At 34.4% G+C, this 18,527-nt stretch carries 18 protein-coding genes; 10 read left to right on the top strand and 8 right to left on the bottom strand.

Translation table 11 applies throughout. The features are described from left to right. Positions 1–180: 180 nt before the first annotated feature. Positions 181–1,077, top strand: coding sequence for a right-handed parallel beta-helix repeat-containing protein (locus NFRAN_RS11095; protein ID WP_134485049.1), 897 nt, complete (start codon positions 181–183; stop codon positions 1,075–1,077). A gap of 110 nt (positions 1,078–1,187) precedes the next feature. Continuing rightward, entirely contained in the window at positions 1,188–1,946 is a 759-nt protein-coding gene (locus NFRAN_RS11100; RefSeq protein WP_134485050.1) for a hypothetical protein, read from the top strand. Positions 1,947–2,045: 99 nt separating this feature from the next. On the opposite strand, the gene NFRAN_RS11105 is transcribed toward NFRAN_RS11100, so the two are convergent. The 3 genes from NFRAN_RS11105 to NFRAN_RS11115 are packed head-to-tail and all read right to left on the bottom strand — an operon-like array spanning position 2,046 to position 3,631. Further along, the gene (locus NFRAN_RS11105) at positions 2,046–2,225 is read right to left on the bottom strand and encodes an RNA-protein complex protein Nop10 (RefSeq protein WP_134485051.1); all 180 of its coding nucleotides are present in this window, start codon (positions 2,223–2,225) and stop codon (positions 2,046–2,048) included. A 16-nt stretch (positions 2,226–2,241) separates the two neighbouring features. After that, on the bottom strand, positions 2,242–3,054 hold the full coding sequence (locus tag NFRAN_RS11110) for a translation initiation factor IF-2 subunit alpha (RefSeq protein ID WP_134485052.1): 813 nt from the start codon (positions 3,052–3,054) through the stop codon (positions 2,242–2,244). A gap of 46 nt (positions 3,055–3,100) precedes the next feature. Further along, entirely contained in the window at positions 3,101–3,631 is a 531-nt protein-coding gene (locus NFRAN_RS11115; protein ID WP_134485053.1) for a cob(I)yrinic acid a,c-diamide adenosyltransferase, read from the bottom strand. Between the two features lie 349 nt (positions 3,632–3,980). On the opposite strand from NFRAN_RS11115, the gene NFRAN_RS11120 reads away from it, so the two are divergent. After that, positions 3,981–4,379: a pyridoxamine 5'-phosphate oxidase family protein gene (locus tag NFRAN_RS11120; RefSeq protein ID WP_134485054.1), complete on the top strand. Its 399-nt coding sequence runs from the start codon at positions 3,981–3,983 to the stop codon at positions 4,377–4,379. 1 nt (position 4,380) lies between these two features. Beyond that, entirely contained in the window at positions 4,381–4,872 is a 492-nt protein-coding gene (locus NFRAN_RS11125) for a tetrahydromethanopterin S-methyltransferase subunit A (protein ID WP_134485055.1), read from the top strand. Here NFRAN_RS11125 and NFRAN_RS11130 read toward each other — a convergent pair. Together NFRAN_RS11130 and NFRAN_RS11135 are read right to left on the bottom strand one after the other, a co-directional pair. Then, the gene (locus NFRAN_RS11130) at positions 4,865–5,941 is read right to left on the bottom strand and encodes an NAD(P)-binding domain-containing protein (RefSeq protein ID WP_134485056.1); all 1,077 of its coding nucleotides are present in this window, start codon (positions 5,939–5,941) and stop codon (positions 4,865–4,867) included. The two genes, NFRAN_RS11125 and NFRAN_RS11130, sit on opposite strands and share 8 nt — an antisense overlap. A gap of 144 nt (positions 5,942–6,085) precedes the next feature. Next, positions 6,086–6,688, bottom strand: a complete 603-nt coding sequence (locus NFRAN_RS11135) for a hypothetical protein (RefSeq protein WP_172602317.1) — start codon at positions 6,686–6,688, stop codon at positions 6,086–6,088. Positions 6,689–6,806: 118 nt separating this feature from the next. Here NFRAN_RS11135 and NFRAN_RS11140 point away from each other — a divergent pair, with 118 nt between their 5' ends. The 6 genes from NFRAN_RS11140 (at position 6,807) to NFRAN_RS11165 (ending at position 12,262) form a co-directional block, all read left to right on the top strand. Next, positions 6,807–7,073: an LSM domain-containing protein gene (locus NFRAN_RS11140; protein ID WP_197731183.1), complete on the top strand. Its 267-nt coding sequence runs from the start codon at positions 6,807–6,809 to the stop codon at positions 7,071–7,073. 34 nt (positions 7,074–7,107) lie between these two features. Next, a complete protein-coding gene (gene metK, locus NFRAN_RS11145) occupies positions 7,108–8,262 on the top strand; it encodes a methionine adenosyltransferase (protein WP_134485058.1) in 1,155 nt (384 codons plus the stop codon). Positions 8,263–8,326: 64 nt separating this feature from the next. Next, positions 8,327–9,505, top strand: a complete 1,179-nt coding sequence (locus tag NFRAN_RS11150; RefSeq protein WP_232038005.1) for a cobalt-precorrin-5B (C(1))-methyltransferase — start codon at positions 8,327–8,329, stop codon at positions 9,503–9,505. Positions 9,506–9,734: 229 nt separating this feature from the next. Beyond that, entirely contained in the window at positions 9,735–10,820 is a 1,086-nt protein-coding gene (locus tag NFRAN_RS11155) for a cobalt-precorrin 5A hydrolase (protein ID WP_134485059.1), read from the top strand. Beyond that, positions 10,813–11,574 (top strand): sirohydrochlorin chelatase, encoded by a 762-nt coding sequence (locus tag NFRAN_RS11160; RefSeq protein WP_134485060.1) that lies wholly within the window; start codon positions 10,813–10,815, stop codon positions 11,572–11,574. Before NFRAN_RS11155 ends, NFRAN_RS11160 begins: the two co-directional genes overlap by 8 nt. Then, entirely contained in the window at positions 11,561–12,262 is a 702-nt protein-coding gene (locus NFRAN_RS11165) for a precorrin-8X methylmutase (RefSeq protein ID WP_232038006.1), read from the top strand. Before NFRAN_RS11160 ends, NFRAN_RS11165 begins: the two co-directional genes overlap by 14 nt. A gap of 40 nt (positions 12,263–12,302) precedes the next feature. Here NFRAN_RS11165 and NFRAN_RS11170 read toward each other — a convergent pair whose 3' ends face one another. From NFRAN_RS11170 to uvrA, 3 genes are all read right to left on the bottom strand, one after another. After that, on the bottom strand, positions 12,303–13,742 hold the full coding sequence (locus NFRAN_RS11170) for a cobyrinate a,c-diamide synthase (protein ID WP_197731184.1): 1,440 nt from the start codon (positions 13,740–13,742) through the stop codon (positions 12,303–12,305). 113 nt (positions 13,743–13,855) lie between these two features. Next, positions 13,856–15,559: an excinuclease ABC subunit UvrC gene (uvrC, locus tag NFRAN_RS11175; protein WP_197731185.1), complete on the bottom strand. Its 1,704-nt coding sequence runs from the start codon at positions 15,557–15,559 to the stop codon at positions 13,856–13,858. Between the two features lie 79 nt (positions 15,560–15,638). Continuing rightward, positions 15,639–18,524 carry an excinuclease ABC subunit UvrA gene (uvrA, locus tag NFRAN_RS11180; protein ID WP_134485061.1) on the bottom strand — a complete coding sequence of 962 codons (2,886 nt, stop codon included), beginning with the start codon at positions 18,522–18,524 and terminating at the stop codon, positions 15,639–15,641. Between the last annotated feature and the right edge of the window lie 3 nt (positions 18,525–18,527).

An 18,527-nucleotide genomic window follows, 5' to 3' on the forward strand; every position in this document is an offset into this window, starting at 1 on the left:
CAATATTAATATTTGTATGTTGATAAATATCCTTGACAGTTGGAATATACATAATGATTTGTTACAAAAAAAGTTCTAATCAATCTACTTACTAATTATTTATATCTGATAGAAATTAATCTTGAATTAAGTAAAAACAACAGTTTCCCATATATATCATACAATTGAATCTTTGTTTGAATGAATAACAAAATATATCTCATGGCGGCATTAATTGCATTTGCATCTGTTGGTGCTTTGTTAATACAACCAACTGTAGCATCAGCACAAAGCAGCATGATAGACAATATTTTGAACAGCGCAATCCCATCTTCTAATTCTAATGATAATAATCAACAATCTCAATCAAGTGATAGCAATAGCAGCAGCAGTAGCAGTGATAATACAAGTGTAGCAGCTCCTATAAGCACTAGCTTATCATGTGGTCAAGTTATTAAACAAAGTGTAAAATTGACTGCCAACCTTGATTGTAAGACTGATGGTATAATTGTAGGTGCAGACGGCATTACAATCGATCTTAATGGATTTACCTTAAGCGGACCAGGCGAAAAGAGTTCTAAAGTTGGTATCATGTTTGCAGACAACGATGAAGTTACTGTTCAAGGTCCAGGAACAATCACTAAATTCCAGGCAGGTGCACTCTTCTCTGGTGGGGAAGATAACAAAATTTCAAGAGTTACATTCACCGGAAATGAAATTGCTGTCTTTGAAACAGGATCCAAGAATGTAGTAATTGAAGACAACCTAATGTTCGAAAACAGTATCGGTGTAGCAGCACACTCCTCCTCTGGTTCAAAATTGACAACAAATCTGTTCAAAGCCAATGATTTAGCAGGTGTAACATTGGTCAACTCTGCAAAAAATGAACTATCAATGAACACAATCCAGGGCTCTGTAAACGGTATATTCCTTGATGGTCAAAGCACAGAAAATATCATCAATTCAAATAATGTATTACAGAACCGCGGTGTAGATTTGAATAACGGTAACGGTCTACCAACCAACATAAACAACAACGTCTTTTCAGACAACAACTGTAACACATCTGTTCCAGACGGTTTATGTCTAGGTAGATAGATAGCTACCACATCTTTTTATTTTAATTGCAACTTTTATTATAAATAACCAAATTCTATTCAAAAGGATTCAGTAATATATTTATTTTATCAAAAGTTATCATCTGTATTATGAGCACCGCCATTTCTTTAGGTAGTTTAAGTTATGTTTTAATCACATTTATCATCTTATTCGGCATTGCTCCAGCGAGCTTGTACAATGCATTGAACACTGATGGATCGACCCTTGTTGTTGCAGTTTTTGGGCAGGAATCAAATTCTACTGTTGCAAGTGATGCTGAAATTTTAGCTAGTATAAATCAAACTTATTTGTCTTTAATCCCTTTAATGATCAAAGAAGTTGAAAATACTAATGCAAGTGAAATCCCTATTAGACAAATAATGGAAGCAACTCCTTCAAATGTCACCGCCCTCCAGGATATAGTCAAAAACAGTTCAAATAGAACAACTCAAGATGAACTAAACTCTAGTTTTACTGATGTCTCTTCTTCCAATGGTGGCATTAATAGCAACAACACGCTCAAGCCTCAGGATCTGATACCAGTAGTGGTTAACATGACTCAAAACACCAACGCAACTGATATACCTATTCAAAATGTCATAAACGCTGTTCCTTCAAATGTCACCGCCCTCCAGGATATAGTCAAAAACAGTTCAAATAGAACATCTCAAGATGAATTTAACTCTAGTTTTACTGATGTCTCTTCTTCCAATGGTAGCGTTAATAGCAACAACACGCTCAAGCCTCAGGATCTGATACCAGTAGTGGTTAACATGACTCAAAACACCAACGCAAGCGAGCTTGGGTTTATGAGAGTGATTAACTCTACTCCAAATCTGGATACCCTAAATAAGAGTATTTTGAATTAGAAAAATGACTGGTATGTTGTTATACTAAGCTTGATTTGGTTGCTAAGCTTGATTTGGTTGCTAAGCTTGACTTGGTTACCTAGTTATTTTTATTGATATCTACTGCTTTTCACTATTCGATGTATCTGCATAAGCGTCCATAATTCTATATCTTATGTATTTATCATCCAAAGAGAATTTTGGTGGATGTGGATCGTGCGTTTCTATATTGCAGTTTTGACATTTGTCTTTTAAAGTATACTTTAAACATTTTTTGCAAATTCTAATTCGATGTTTCATTATATTAATAACCAGTCTAAATGTTTGTATGGGTTTTTTTAGACTCTTCTCTCAAAAACTTGAAGGTTCCCGAGTTTTTTTCAATGCTTGTCTTTATCTTTTCAATTGCTTGATTGAGGGCTTTTTCGGCAATTTTGAAATTTTCAGCAGTTACCGTGATTCTATACCTTGGGGCGCCGACATACGTGATATCTACCTTTGAGTTATTCTTCGAGCCTTCAACAGAAGATAGAACATTCTTTATTATGTCTATTCCATTTCCCTTCCTTACGGTAATTTCTAATAACGCCCTTACTTCTATATGTGGAATTTGGATCTTTTTGCTTTCTGCTTCTATAGCCTCAATTACTTCTGGTTTTAGGTCCAAACTAGCCAATACATCAGGTCCCTTAATTGCCACTGCTTCAAATGCATCATAAATAAAGTCGTATTTTTGTGCAATCTTTTCTTCTATCTCTTTAATTTGATTTAGATCGTACCCTAATTTTGTTTTTATAATGTCCATGAAATTGGCGCCTTTTTCATCCTTTTTTACCTCGATAATCTTTGATTTTTTCTCTTCTCCTGTTACTTGTTTGAGTGACAGATCGACTTCTGATCTTGTAGGGTTGACTCTAATTACCTTAAGTACGGTTTTTTGTTTGGGTTTTACATATCTTTCAATATTTCTAATCCATCCTGTTGCAATTTCAGATATGTGCAGGAAGGCCGTAAGATTATCATATTCGTCAAGTGTCACATAAGCCCCATGACCTGTAACCTCCTTGACAGTTACTATAACAATTTCCCCTAACTCGGGGAGTTTCTTAGTGTCTGAAATACTCACCATGTTTTAACCATTTTGTTAGATTAATTAATTTTGCTTTTCTCCTGCATTAAAAATCTATTCCCTTTTTGGCTCTAATTCCTTTCTTATATGGGTGCTTTACTTCCTTCATTTCTGTGACTAAATCTGAAATGTTTAATATTTGATCGGTCATATGGTTTCCCGTTAAAATTACGTTGACACATTGTGGCTTATTTCGAAGGATTGAAATGAGTTCGCCTTCTTCGATTAATTTCAATTTTAAGGCATAATTGACTTCATCTAGAATGACTGTATCGTACTTTAATGAATTTATTTTTTCTTTGGCTATTTCTAGGGCACTTTTAGCGGAATTGATATGCTCACTAATGTCATGATCATCGTCTAATATTCCCACAAATCCCTTTCCAGCTATAATTAATTCGAAGTTCGGCCTTAACCTATTTGAGCTATAGATCTCTCCGTAATTCCATTCCCCCTTGATAAATTGGATCATACATACGTTCATATCGTATCCTATGGCTCTTAATGCAACACCTAATGCTGCTGTAGTCTTACCCTTGCCGTTTCCAAAATATGTGATAATCAGACCATTGCTCATATATTATCTATTTTACAAATTAGGTTTAGATTCTTGCGTCATTGCATGTCACGGTTGTAAAGGGCATGTGCGCAACTAATTTAGAAATATTCATTTGATTTTTAATCAATTTTTGAACTTTAAAATGGATATAAACATGTTTCTTTGTTTCTCGTGAAATAGTTTTTTTCTCTCCCAATACTCCTATACCTACTATTTTTAACTTGATTGCAGTAAATTATTAAGATTGCTCTTACGTCGTGCAAGCATGTCTATATCCGTAGTTAATATGACTGTCCTTATTTTCTGACATCATATCTACTTGAATAGGTGGAATTATTTATGCCGATGAGAATATGATAGTTGAACCATGGTACATTTTACGCCCAAAGAATTAGAGTTTATTAAAGATAATGAATGCTGTAGACTTGCGACGTCTAGTGATGATAAACCACATGTAGTACCTGTTTCATATTTGTTTCATGCAGACCAGTTTTATATTGCCACAGACTATAATACGAAAAAATTTTCCAATATCAAAAAAAATCCAAACATTAGTCTTGTGATTGATGTATATAAACAGAATGGAAATAGAGGATTAACTTTACAGGGTGTTGCAAGAATATACGAACAAGGTCCCATATTTGCTGACATATACTCACGGTTTTACCAGAAATTTGAGTGGGTAAGAAACGATCCCTGGAAAGAGTATGAGGCTCCAATTATAGAAATAACTGTCATATCAAAAAGCAGTTGGGGGATTAATTAGATTGTCAGCAAAGTATCAATTCAAAGAAGCAGCTGGTTATGTCTGTAAGTTATTGTATCCAATTCCAATTTCATATTATGAGGGAAATGGCGATCTGATATCTATTTGTACATTGTCAAGTATTGATTTATTAAAAAAAATTGCAAGGGATAATAATATCATGGAGAAGGTTGTTCTCGCAGGACGTTTGTTTTCTGAAAATAAGGGTATTGACTCTCTTGTGACTTTTTGTTGTATAAGATCTTTGGACATGAAGTATCTGATTCTATGTGGTAAAGATACAAAGGGACATTATCCTGGCGACGCATTAATGAACCTAATGAATTACGGAATTGATACAGAAGGTAGAATAATAAACTGCATTGCACCTTATCCTTACCTGACAATTAATTCGCATCTTGTCGACAAATTCAGAAAAAAAATAACGATAATCGATATGAGAGGCTGCCTGGACTTGTATGAAATCAAAAACAAAATAAAAATTCTTATTTAATCTTTCTGCTACACAGAATTTGCTCTGTTTCTTTTTCTGTTTCTCCTCTGCTCTTGCCTCTTAAGGTCAATGAACCATTATTGCCATTTTTGTCTCTGCTTTGAATATACTCTCGGTAGTCTTCATCTATCTCCATTGCTGCCTGTAAAATCTTGCTCTTTATTGTATTAGATGAATTGATAAACATCTTTGTATCTTTGGGTAGGCAGTGACCTCCTATTCCATCCCTTGGTTCTAGTATCTCAACATTCCATTTGGTGTTGAGAGATTCCCTCAACTCTGGAAAGCTTATGCCATTTCCTTTACAATAAAGATATAGTTCTTCTGCAAATGATATCTGAAGGTATCTGTGTGCGTTTTCAATTATTTTTGTTAATTCGGCTACTTCAACTGAAGATACTGGATGCATTGGTATACCTAGGCTTCTTTTTTTGTTTAATTTGGTAGTAATAGAGCTTGAAGATTTTGTTTTGCTTTTTGCTTCCAGAGTTGTTGCTACTGACAAAGAGTGGTCTACCATTGAGGATGAGGATGAGGATGGCAATATTGCCTTATCTTCAAGTCTTCCATCATAAAAGTTGAGTCCATGTTGCAGACAACAGCTACTAACACCACCTATTATTCGCAGCTGATTGACACCGTGAATGTCTTCTTCTAATGCATACCACCTGTGAGGTGCATGTACTACATGAAGTCTGTGATCTAATTTCTCAAATACTCTTTTTGATGTGCCTTTTGGAATTGTACTTTCAATTGATATGAGTGCACCGGTCTTTGCTTCCCTTGATATCTTTTCTACAACTGACATTAATCCCTCTACTTGGGGTGAGAACATGTCATCTGGTCTGTGTGTAGAAACACAGATAATAAGTACGTCAAAGTCACCAAAGTTTGTAGCTGGTTTTATTCCATATTTTGATTCAGCTGACTGCATGGCTTTTTGATTGATATCGTAACCATAGGTATCAAATCCATGTTCTTTAACATATTTTGCAACTGGAAGACCAAGTTGACCAAGGCCGATAATAACTACTTTATCGTAGTTTTTTTCATAATTATAATTATACATTCTCTTAGTTACTTCTTAAAAATACAAGGGTAGATTAAATAATGATTTCTTATGATTCTATTATTATATAAATCTATTACTTTTTACTATAATAATTTCTAGTATGCTTTAAATCCTATCATGATCTGTAAAATCTAACACTGTTCAGGAGTTTAAGAAATTGTTTTTTGGATATACAATATTACAATGAATTACACTGTTAATTGATTTCTGAAGCAATGCTTTAACATGAACATACCTTATCAAATCATTATAGAACAGTTCGTAACAAAATGGTTGGCTATTCTCACTTTCTACTCTGTGAATTAAAAGGTTAGTAAAAACAACATTTATTCTCTTGGTTAGTGCCATTAATGCCATTTCTCTAACAACCTTTCTAACTTCGAATCTTATTTTAGATCTGTGACTATTAAGAAATAAAATCAGTAAATCATCAATCACTATACAGTCTATATTCAATAATTTCGTCTTTTTTAACAAACCAGCAATATTCTCTGGTTCATATATTCTCACAAATGATATATTTTTCAGATGTGCTGTTATTTCTTTATTACCAAATCTATGGGATTCTTCTAAATAATCGCGTATTCTTTCTGGCCTAAAATTACCCGAGCAGTCAATATAGAGGATCCGTTTATTTTCAATGGTGTAGACAGCACAGAGCATATGTAATATGGATGTCTTGCCTGACCCCCTTTCTCCTACAATTTCAATTAGACTACCTTTTTGTCTACAATATAGTAACAAATCATTTATCTTGTCTATATGAGGGATTATAACAATTCCTTATTCTTATGAAATAAAAACCTTAATGGCCTACTGGGGTAGAGGAAGCTTTTTATTGTAGCCTAGGGTCCTTTCACACTTGATTAACAATATGGCATCATCACCTTCCCAACAACCTACCAAAAGACCATTGAATATACTACAGCGCTCCTTAAATAGAAAAGTTGCTGTAAGGTTGAAAAGTGAAATTGAATACAGGGGTAAAATGTCAAACGTAGATTCCTATATGAATCTCATACTAGTAGATGCAGAGGAATTTGATGGTTCCGATCTGTTGGCAAACTACGGTAAGGTAGTTATAAGAGGAAATAATGTTCTTTTTATAAAGTTAGAAAAGGAATTTTAGATTTGAGAAAATGAACTAAATAAAAGCGATAACAATGCAACCAAGAAAGTTTATTTTTACATCTGAGAGTGTAACAGAAGGTCATCCTGACAAGATTTGTGATAGAATTTCTGATTCAATTCTTGACGAGTTTCTGAGACACGATCCAGATTCTAGAGTGGCAGTTGAAGCAATGACTACTACTGGGGTAGTAATTGTAGCTGGCGAAGTGACATCCAGAATTAAATTAGATATACAAGAGATTGTAAGGAACGAAATTAATGATATTGGATACAATAAACCCGAGTACGGATTTGATGGAAACACATGCTCAGTTTTGGTCTCTCTTCACGAACAAAGTCCTGATATATCTATCGGCGTTACGTCAAATCAAGATAGAGAACAGGGTGCTGGAGATCAGGGTTTAATGTTTGGATTTGCCATAAATGAAACTAAAGAGCTAATGCCTCTACCTATAACTTTGGCCCATAATCTTTCGTTGCGCTTATCTGAAGTAAGAAAGAAGAGAATACTGGACTGGGTTAGACCTGACGGAAAATCCCAGGTATCAATTATTTATGAAGATAATGTTCCAAAATTTATTGATACAATTGTTCTATCTACTCAACACTCTCCTGATATTTCGCAGGAACAATTGAAGGAAGATATTGTAAAGAATGTGATCGATCCAATATGCAATGACTGGATAACGCCGGAAACAAAAGTGTTTGTTAACCCCACAGGCAGGTTCGTGATAGGCGGTCCTCCTGGTGACACAGGTTTAACTGGAAGAAAAATAATTGCAGATACATATGGAGGCATGGGAAGACACGGTGGAGGTGCATTTTCTGGTAAGGATCCGAGTAAAGTTGATAGATCGGCCTGTTATATGGCTAGATATATTTCAAAGAATATAGTATCTTCTGGATTAGCTTCTAAATGTGAAGTTCAAATAGCCTACGCTATTGGTGTTGCAAAACCGGTGTCTATTATGGTTGATACGTTTAAAACCTCAAATGTCAGTGAGGAAAAAATTGAAACAAAGGTAAAAGAAGTTTTTGACACTAGTCCTGCAGGGATAATAAAGACACTAGATCTCAAAAGACCCATCTACAAGAAGACCTCTGCTTACGGACATTTTGGAAGACGTGACCCTGATTTTATATGGGAGCAAACAGATAAAGCTGAAATCTTGAAAACATTAAAATAATTATGATTACCTTTTAGAGTCTTTGCTCTCTTATTTATAGTAAAATCAGGTGAATGTATGTTTTTTGGCTAGTTCCACAGATCAAATTCCAAATGACTTAACGATAGCTGAGGAGGAACAGGACCTCCCCAAGGAAATTAAGGAAAAGAAAAAGAAAGGACAATTGCGCACTGGTCTAACAACCGGCACTACTGCATCAGCTGCTACGAAGGCTGCATTGTACACACTCTTGACAAAGAAAATCGTCCATGAAATTCAAGTAACCCTTCCTAAGGGCATGATGGTAAAACTACCAATAAAATGGACCCAAGTAACGCATTCATCTGTTACATGTGCTGTGATCAAAGATGGGGGAGATGATCCTGACGTAACTCATGGAGCAGAAATTTGTTCTACAGTGGAGTTTACATCTGATATCGGGACTATTCAAATAGAGGGAGGTGTAGGTGTGGGAAAAGTAACTAAACCAGGTTTAGGATTGCCTATAGGTAGCTGGGCCATAAATCCAGTTCCAATGAAAATGATCAAGGATTCTGTTAATGAAATATTGACTTCTATTGCTCCGTCGCCAAGTTCAGTTGGTCTGAGGATAACAATTGCTGTACCTAAAGGTGCAGAGTTAGCACTTAAGACTGATAATCCTAGATTAGGAATTTTAGGAGGTATTTCAATTCTAGGAACCACAGGGATAGTATTGCCGTATTCTACCGCATCATTTGCTGCAGCAATTAGACAGGGGTTAGATGTTGGAATAGCTCAAAAAGCAGATACATTTATCCTCACAACCGGTGGAAGGAGTGAGGATTTTATGAAGAAGTTATTAGGAGACAAATATCCTGACCATTGCTACGTTCAAATGGGTGATTTTGCAGGTTATAGTGTAAAACAATGCCATGATAAAGGAGTAAAAAAGATTTTTATTGGAGGATTCATCGGAAAATTGACCAAAATTGCGATGGGCGTAAAACAAACTCATGTAAGAGGTTCTCATGTAAGCATGGATTTCATGGCTCAATTGGCCAGAGAAGCGGGAGCTTCAGAAGAAATCATTAATTTGATTCTTAATGCTAATACTGCCAGACACGTTTCAGAAATAATTGATTCACATTCTACAACGGGTTTTTACAATCTTGTTTGTAGGGAAGCCGCGAGACAACTTGAAAGCTATTCGGGTAAAGATTTAAAAATTGAGGTGATTCTGTTTGATTTCGAAGGAAAATTAGCAGGAAGATTTTCGACGTGATTTATTGAATGTTCCACGGAACCTGGAAAAGGACGATAATCCTAATAGGATAAAAACAATATGATGTTTTTAAATGTAAATAGTGCATAGTGCACATATTATGATACAATTTCTTTATGAATCATTCATTTAAAACATTGTCCTCTCAAGTAGCAAAGAGATTTCTTAATTAGAAATATATTATAAGGTTTAGTACAGATTGCATTATCTTAGGTAGAAGAATTTCAATATGGATAATAACAATATTGTTCAAAAAACGGCTATAATAGCGATTACAAAAAAAGGTATTGGGCTTGCCAAACAAATCCAAACCATATTGGATGCTTCAGATGTTTATGCTCCTGACAAATTTAACGACTCTAATAATAAAATTACTTTTTTTAAAGAACCTGTCTCTCAAAAAATAGGAACTTTGTTTAGCAACTATTCGTCTTTAGTTTGTATCTTTTCACTAGGTGCAGTAATTCGATTGATTTCTCCATTTTTGAAGGATAAAAAATCTGATCCTGCGGTGATAGTTATCGACGATACTGCAAAATTTGTCATTAGTACTTTGTCTGGACATTTAGGTGGCGCAAATGAGTTGACCTTGAAACTTTCTAATTTTCTCCATTCTATTGCTGTAATTACTACTGCCGCAGATGTAAATAACACCATTGCAATTGATTTGCTTGGAAAAAAATTTGGGTGGGAAATTGAGGATTTCAAGAATGTTACGAGAGTCAGTGCGATGATGGTAAATGAGGAAAAAATCGGTGTCTATCAAGATACAGGAGAGAAAAATTGGTGGGATATGGATAATTTACCCAAGAATGTAATTATAGTTTCGGACAAAAATGATCTGTTAAGCGATGAAATCAAGGGTGCCATCATAATAAGTGATAAGACAATCTCAGATAAGGTTCTATTAGAAAAGTCTGTAATCTATCGACCAAAATCACTAGTCGTTGGTGTAGGTCTTCACTGGAATACTACAGAGGAAACAATTAGGACGGGGATACAAAAGGTCTTTGAAGAGTCTAACCTTAGTTTTAAGAGCATTAGGGCCATAACTTCATTAGAAAAGGGAAAACGTATAAGAGGGCTAGATGAGTTTTGTCAGAGGAATAATTTCCCATTGATTCTATTTCATAGAGATGAACTGGACAAAATAAGTGTTCCAAACCCTTCAGAGATAGTAGGAAAGTTTGAGGGAACATCAAGCGTATCTGAGGCTTCTTCTATTGCAGGTTCTAAAGGAAACCTCATAGTTCCCAAATACAAGTTTCCACCAGATTTAACCGTGGCTATCAGCAGGGTGAATAAATATGACTAGAAAAGCATTGCTCATAATTGATAGAGGCAGTAAGATGAAAGAAGTCAGAGACGAACTTCAAGAGACATGCAATCTAATTAAGGATAAGGCCGGATACGACTATGTGGATTACTGTTTTCTTGAAGTTATTCCACCATTTATAGATGAGGGTATTAAAAAATGCGTTAATCATGGCGTAGATTCTGTTACCATTGTTCCATATTTTCTTTATCCTGGGATGAAACTTAAAGATGCAGTTAAAAGATGTGCATCATTAATCCATTCTGAGAAAAAGAAAATGGTAATCACCAAACCTTTATCCTATCAGCCTATGGTTTCCGAAATTGTGTTAGATCGAATCCGATCGGTAATATCACAAAAGGAATTAGACGTTAATAAAAAAATTTGTTTATTGCTAATAGGACATGGAAGTAGCGATAAGAGAGCACGGGAGGCTTTCTTGTTTACAGTTCAGCACTTAAAGACAGTTTACGAACATGTAAAGTTCTGCTTTCTTGAATTGGAACCTCCAAATATAGAAGAAGGTTTTAAGGAATGTCTCGAAAGTAAACCGGATGTAATAATTGTAGTCCCTTATTTTCTGCATAAAGGCATTCATATTCAAAAGGACATTTTAGTTGATTTAGAAAACGCAGAAAACAAATTTGGTTTTAGAGATGTTTTTGTCACTCCACATATTGGAGTAGACAATTCAGCAATCAATTTGATTATATCATTGGCAAAAGAAGCGGAGAAGAAGAGTGGACTATTTTAATACCAAATCTGAAGATTATAGAATCGGCAACCCGGGTACGCGTGATATGTCTGAGCGTGCTTTCGGGATTGAAAAACAGAGCTTCGATATTATAGAATCTGAAATAGGTAACCATAATTATGCTGCAGATGAGTGGGCTATAGTGAGGAGGGTAATTCACGCAACTGCAGATTTTGATTTTGCTAGGTCGGATAGAATAATTTTTTCCAATGATGCAATAGAATCTGCATATGTCGCTTTCTCCAAGCGTTCTCATGTTGTTACTGATGTTGCGATGGTATTACATGGGATTAATAAAAAATCTTTGACTGATATCGGTCTAACTGCTGTTTGTTTGATTAACGATCCTAAACTTAAGGAAATTTCAAAATCATCCAATAAAACAAGATCTGAACTGGCCATGCGGGAATCAGCTAATATGATAGACAATGGAATAGTAATTATTGGTAATGCACCTACAGCTTTATATGAAGTGATATCAATGATCAAAGAAAAGGTGATTTCACCTTTACTTGTGATTGGTATTCCTGTCGGTTTTGTCTCAGCAGTAGAATCAAAGCAAGACCTTTCAAGACTAGACGTCCCTTTTATTACAAATACAGGAAGAAAAGGTGGTAGCTCAGCAGCTTCATCGATCATTAATTCGCTAATGTTAATGTATTTATCTACAAAGAATAACTTATCATAGAAACATGAATATATAATTCAAAGTAGGGGGATTATTTATTTTAACCTGGAATGATTTTTAATTTTGCATATTTTATACAGCTATCAACAAATTCGTTAGGTATATTAGATCCCATAAAATGAGTGTGCATGTAAGATGCAACACAATTTCTATAACATAACCCATCCATGCCATCAATTATGCCTTTACCTCTTTTGAGCTTATATATCATATTCACGTCTTTGTTATGTGGTATTACCGTTGAATAGTGAAATTCATGTCCCTTAATTTGTCTAGATCTTTTTAAAAAAGATTGATTATCAACCACCTTGCCTTCTGTATATCCTAATGTCAATTTTCCTGTCATCACAGTTTCTGCATCAAATATGCCCACCATTTTATATTTTCTCTTTGTTCCTCTAAATCCTGAAATAGATTTGGTTAAATACATCAATCCTCCACATTCGGCGTAAATTGGCATGCCTTCATCGGCTAGTTTTTTTATTTTATTCATTATCCTTGAGTTTTTCTCAAGCATATCTGCAATTACTTCTGGGAAACCTCCTCCTAAGATCAAACCAGCACAATCAGATGAAATATCTGAATCATCGATGGGACTAAAAAATTCTAATTTTATCCTTTTAGATAAAATATCCAAGTTATCTTGATAATAAAAATTGAATGACTTATCCAATGCCACAAGAATTTTTACTGATGGTATCAAATCTCTTGATTTCTTTTTATGTTCATTAAACTCTTTAGAAAAATAATTTTTGGCTCTTGTAACATTTGTTTTTGCTTTACCTTGGTTTGTGAGAAATTGAATTAGTTTATCAAAATCGATATTCTCTGATATAGATCTAACATTAGAAACGATTGATTTCTTATCTTTCGAATTCAATTCCATCATAGGTACCAGTCCTAAATGCCTTTCACTGTAAGTTACTTTCTTGTTGTTAAATATATTACCTACAATTGGTATTTTGATATTAGATTCAAATGCATCCTTTATATATTTTAAATGTCTTTCGCTAGCCAAATTATTTAAAATGATTCCTGCTATATTGATATTCCTTTTAAACTTTATGAAACCAAATGCTATCGCTGCAACTGATCTGGCCGCCTTCCTTGCGTCGATAACCAATATTATTGGAAGATCTAATATTTTAGATACATGCGCAGTGCTGGCAAAGTTACTCTTTCCATCAATTCCGTCATAAAGTCCCATTACTCCTTCCAATATTGCAAAGTCTGCATCTATAGAGTTTCTTTTATAAGACTCAATTACTCCTTGTTTTCCCATTAACCAAACATCAAGGTTTCTAGATTTTCTATTCGTAATTATATTGTGATAAGTGGGGTCGATATAATCTGGTCCAATCTTAAACGGTTGAACTCTGAATCCTTTTTTTTCTAATCCATACATCATCGCCAACGATATCGTTGTTTTTCCTACACCGCTTGTGGTTCCTGCAACTACAATTCCTGGAATTACCAACATTTTTATTATTTTAGGGGAGTTGATTTAGATTTCTATCATGCTAGTTAAATATATGTGGCATGTTGCATCTCAAATACAGCCTGGCTTCTGTTCCATCAATAGAAAGACTCTGTTTATTGAATCAGCTTTTTCCTGCGTAATGCTATGTTATAATTTAAACCAAACCTGTGGGACTCGTCTCTTATGTGTTGCAATATCTTTAGTGATTTTTGATTTTTTGGAATAACCACTGGTTTGTCCGAAAATCTTGTATATATTTCCTCATTTTCCTTGGCCAATGAAATACACTCTATATGTCCTAATCCTATCTTTTCTAGAGTCTTCAATGCTACATTCAAATGACCTTTTCCTCCATCAATTACGATCAAATCTGGGGCCCTATCTCTCTTAATTTCTGAAAATACTTGATCGGATTTTTCATTTATTCCGTATCTTCTCTTGACAATCTCTTCAATCATTCCAAAATCATTTTGATGATTAATGCTTTTTATTTTAAATCTTCTATAGCCGTTCTTTGATGGAATACTATTTACGAATCGTGTACAAGCGCCGACTGCATATTCATTCCCAAAATTGGAAACATCAAAACAATCTATTACGTAAGGCAATTTGCTGAGATTGAGAATGTGCATAAGTTCGTCTAACTCAGGCTCATGTCTCTTCGACATATATGTTCTCAAATTACTCAGTATTAGTTGCATTATATCCCATTTATTTTGCAAGTTATTTTCTGATAAGTGGTCTTCTATCTTTATTTCCTCTCGAATGGGTATTATCTTCATTTTTACGTTTGTTAGTTCAAATAAGATTTCTTGTAATTTTTCCTTCTCTTCAATTTCTCTATTAATATAGATGGTACTTGGAATTATAGAGCTCGTCAAATAGTATTGACTAATGAAACTTTCAATTGTATTATCACCCAAAAGATCAAATTGATACTTTTTCATGTCATTAATTACCCCGTTCTTGCTCATTAGAGTCATCACATGTGCAGCGCCTTCGTTGTTATCTTCAATTATTCCGATATATTCTTCTATCGTGTTTTGTGAAACATTATTTTCCATTTTTTGGTATTGAAGTATATTTTTGAGTCTATGAAGAGTATCTCTTATATAAATCGCCTTCTCGTAATCCTGCATTTCGGATGCTATTTTCATTTCATTCTCTAATTCGTTATAAAAACTCTTCAAGTTATCATTGTTCTTTAGTATCTTTTTTAGGGAAATAATGTTTTCTTTATATTTTTCTTCTGTTATCATGTTAATACATGGTGCATCACAGTTTCCAATATGATACTCTAAGCATTCCTTTTTTGGTAAGGTATTGCAAATTCTTATCTTGAACATTTTTCTTAACAAACCTACTGAAAGATATCTAGAGCTTCCTTTTACAAAAGGTCCTATAATTTCACCTTTTGTTTCTGTAAATTCCCCATTGCGGTTCCTCCTAGCTACTTTTAACCTGGGAAACTTTTCGTCCGTAATTCTTAGGTAGGTGTATCTTTGTTGATCTTTAAGTTCTATATTGAAAATTGGTCTATATTTTTTTATTAGATTAGATTCGAGTAAAAAAGCTTCAATTTCGTTATCTGTAATTATATAATCTATATTCTTGATTCTAGATACTAATAAATTGGTTTTCCAATTGACTCTATCCAATGAACTGCTATTACTATTTGTAAAATAACTTTTGATCCTTTTTTTGAGATTCTTAGCTTTTCCTATATATATTACATTTTGATTATTGTCCTTCATTAAGTAAACACCCGGCTCACTGGGATAAGGATATGTCATATAGTTTGCTTTACTTGAATTCATTTGCATTTCATCCTTCTTTTTTGATTCTTACAACTGGAAGATGCTTTAATTATGACTTTCATTGCTAAAGAGATAATAGCTATTCATTTTTTAAGATAATTTCGTTCTTTCTGATCGAACTTAATTTATCTTTCAAAAACTTTCCTGTTTGACTTTTAGGATTTTCTGAAACTTCCTCGGGGGTGCCAGTTGCAATTATATAGCCTCCTTTGTCTCCACCTTCAGGTCCAAGATCGATGATCCAGTCAGCAGATGATATAATATCTAGATTGTGTTCAATTATAATAATAGTATTGCCTAAGTCCCTTAACCTAATCAATATCTTTAATAGTTTCTTTACATCGGCAAAATGAAGGCCAGTTGTAGGTTCATCTAGTATATAAACTGTATTTCCAGAATCTTTTTTGGATAATTCCGTGGCTAATTTGATCCTTTGTGCCTCTCCTCCGGAGAGGGTTGTGGCTGATTGACCTAAATGTAGATATCCAAGTCCTACGTCTTCCAATAATTTTAGTTTATTTTTGATAGGGACATTATTTTTGAAAAATTCTAATGCCTCTTCAACAGTCATGTTGAGTATATCTGCAATATTTTTCCCCTTGTATCTTACTTCTAATGTATCATGATTATAGCGATTGCCTTTACATTGGTCACAAGTAATATACACATCTGGAAGGAATTGCATTTCAATTTTTCTTACTCCTGCCCCATCGCACATATCACACCTTCCGCCTTGCAAATTAAACGAAAATCTGCCCATCTTATATCCTCTTTCTCTTGCTGTCTGGGTTTTTGCAAAAAGATCTCTAATATGGGTAAAAGCATTAACATATGTAATTGCATTTGATCTAGGGGTTCTTCCAATTGGAGACTGATCGATACCTATAACCTTATCTACAAATTCTAAACCACTAATTCCGTCATGCATTCCCACCTTGTACTTTGATTTGTAAAAATGGTTATTTAGATAATTGAAAAGTATATCGTTTACCAAAGTTGATTTACCTGAACCCGAAACACCTGTTACGGCTGTAATTACTCCTAAAGGAAACGAAGGATTAATATTCTTAAGATTGTTCTCTCTAGCTCCTTTAATTTTCAAAAATTTTTTCCCTATAGGTTTTCTCTCGTAGTTTTCATTGACTATTTTTTTTCCACTGAGATACTCGGCTGTGATAGAGTTTGGATTAAGTAGCACTTTATCTAATTCGCCCTCTGCTACCACTTGTCCTCCATGTACTCCGGCCTCTGGTCCGATATCTATTATCCAATCAGCGCTTCTGATTATTTCTTCATCATGTTCGACAACTATAACAGTATTGCCAATGTCGCGCAATTTAAGCAACGTGTTGATTAAAAGTTTGTTATCTCTTTGGTGTAGACCAATAGTTGGTTCATCTAAAACGTACAAAACCCCTGTAAGATTAGTTCCAATCTGGGTTGCAAGTCTAATCCTTTGCGACTCGCCTCCAGATAAGGTTCCTGCATTTCTGTTTAGGCTCAAATAGTCCAAGCCTACATTTGACAAAAATTTTAACCGACTATTTATTTCCTTCAATACCTGTCTTGAAATAATTGAAGTGGCGTGATCCAAATCTAGATTGGAAAAAAAATTAATAATCCTATCTACAGAAAGATTACAAACATCGATAATTGAATGTCCATTTATTTTTACGGCTAAAATTTCCTTTTTTAATCTTTGACCTTTGCAACTTTCGCAGGGCTTTTCTATCATATATCTCCTGATTTCTTCGCGCTTTGACTCCGATTCGGTATCGTTATAAATTCTCTGTAAATTCGAAATTACTCCTTCAAATTTACCTGAATATTCCCAAGAACTATCGCTTGATTTAGAAGTGTAGTTGTATCTTATGCGTAAATCGGTACCGTATAAAATCACATCCAGTTGGTTTTTGGTCATCTTATTTATCGGTGTATTTAAATTAAAACCAAATCTCTTGCCTACGTCTTTAAGCATAGATGTTCTGAAACTTGAAAATTGCCCAGAAGACCATGGTTTTATTGCACCTTCCAATATGCTTAAAGTTTTGTCTGGTATGATCAAATCAGGATCGAATTCAGTTTCCACTCCTAATCCATGACAGTGAGGACAAGCTCCAAAAGGAGAATTAAATGAAAAGGATCTTGGCTCCATTTCACCTATACTAATATTGCAAATAGGGCATGAGTTTTTCTGGGAGAACAGAAACTCTTCCCCCTCAAAAAGAATCTCTACCACCCCTCCACTCTTTCCTATTGCGGCTTGAACAGATTCTGAAAGCCTATCTTTTTCTATTGATGATTTCTCAGTAACTATCCTGTCAATGACTATTTCAATTGAATGCCTTATGTGTTTCTCCTGTGAAGATATGATATTGAATTCTTCCATTTCACTAATATCTACAATTTGTTTGTCTATTCTAATCCTTGTGTAACCTTCTTCTTTTAAATCTCGTAATATTTTTTCATAAGTTCCTTTCCTTTCTCTAATAATGGGTGATAATACATATACGATACCTTTGTCCTTGTTTTTTATTATATTTAGTATCGATCCTACAATTGCATCCAGAGATTGATAGGAAATCTCTCTATTACAATTCGGGCAGTATGGAACACCTATTTTTGAATATAATAATCTGAGGTAGTCATATATCTCGGTAATTGTTCCTACCGTGGAGCGTGGATTTTTATTCGTAGTTTTCTGTTGGATTGATATCGCTGGAGATAGCCCCTCAATAGAATCCACATCTGGTTTATCCATTATCTGCAAGAATTGGCGTGCATATGCTGAAAGTGACTCTACATATCTTCTTTGACCCTCCGCAAAAATGGTATCAAATGCTAAAGTCGATTTTCCCGAACCTGACAATCCTGTAATGACAACTAGCTTGTTTTTTGGAATCTCGAGATTTATATTTTTAAGATTGTGCTGTCTTGCACCCTTTATTGTGATTTTAGATTCCATTCT

It is taken from the genome of Candidatus Nitrosocosmicus franklandus, from assembly GCF_900696045.1.
GTDB classification, from domain to species: Archaea; Thermoproteota; Nitrososphaeria; order Nitrososphaerales; family Nitrososphaeraceae; genus Nitrosocosmicus; species Nitrosocosmicus franklandus_A.